Below are 1,070 nucleotides of genomic sequence, written 5' to 3'. Positions count from 1 at the left end.
TTCGAGGTGTGCGCTCTGGTTGTTCTGGAATTCCAGTAAGACCTGGAACAGTGGTGAGTGATCGATGGAGCGGGTCGGTGCGAGGGCGTCGACGAGTCGCTCGAACGGGATGTCGGTGTTGTCGAAGGCAGCGAGATCTGCCGCGCGGGTAGCAGCGAGAAGTTCGGTGAAACTCGCGTGCGGGGAGACCTCTGTCCGCAGAACGAGGGTCCCGACGAACATGCCCACGAGGTTGTCCAGACCCGCCTCTCCGCGCCCGGCGATGGGCGTGCCGATGGTGATGTCCTCGGTACCACTGAGACGAGCCATGAGAATGGACCACGCGGCATGTACAACCATGAAGACTGTCGAGCGGGTCTCACGTGCGAGTCCGACCAGGCGATCATGAGTTGCTGCATCGATGTCGAATGCGACCGAAGCACCTCTGTTGGATTGCCGGATCGGGCGTGGGTGATCGATCGGCAACGGCAACACATCCGGCACATCCGCCAACGCCTGAGACCAAAACGCCAACTGACGCGACACCACCGACTCCGGATCATCCTCACTACCGAGAACCTCACGCTGCCACAACGTGTAATCCGCATACTGCACCGCCAACGGCTCCCACAACGGAGCCCGACCAGCAACCCGAGCGCTGTACGCCACCATCACATCAGCAGCAAGCGGCGCCATCGACGCACCATCAGCAGCAATATGATGCACCACAATCGCCAACACGAACTCATCGACACCCACCCGATACAACGACGCCCGGAACGGCACATCCACCGTCACATCGAACCCCGCAGCAGCATCGGCAAGAATGCGCTCCTGCACACCCACCGCATCGAGCTCCACAACCGCCAACTCCACCACCACATCGGAAACAGACCCGATCAACTGACGCGGCAACTCACCCTCCACCGGGAAAGTAGTCCGCAACGACTCGTGACGAACCAACACATCCCCCACCGCAGCCTCGAGCGCAGCCACATCGAGCGCACCCGACAACCGCACCGCAAGCGGAATATTGTAAGCAGGCGAAGACGTATCGAACTGATTGATGAACCACATCCGACGCTGCGCCA

General features: G+C 60.7%; 1 protein-coding gene. It reads right to left on the bottom strand.

The annotated features are described in order from the left end of the window. The coding region (locus H2510_RS20540) for a condensation domain-containing protein (RefSeq protein ID WP_261393109.1) at window positions 1-1,070 on the bottom strand (1,070 nt) is incomplete at both ends.

Source organism: Rhodococcus sp. BP22 (genome assembly GCF_014281965.1).
GTDB lineage: Bacteria > Actinomycetota > Actinomycetes > Mycobacteriales > Mycobacteriaceae > Rhodococcoides.
Note: the sequence above shows the minus strand (reverse complement) of the source record. Positions and strands in the feature narration are given on the sequence as shown.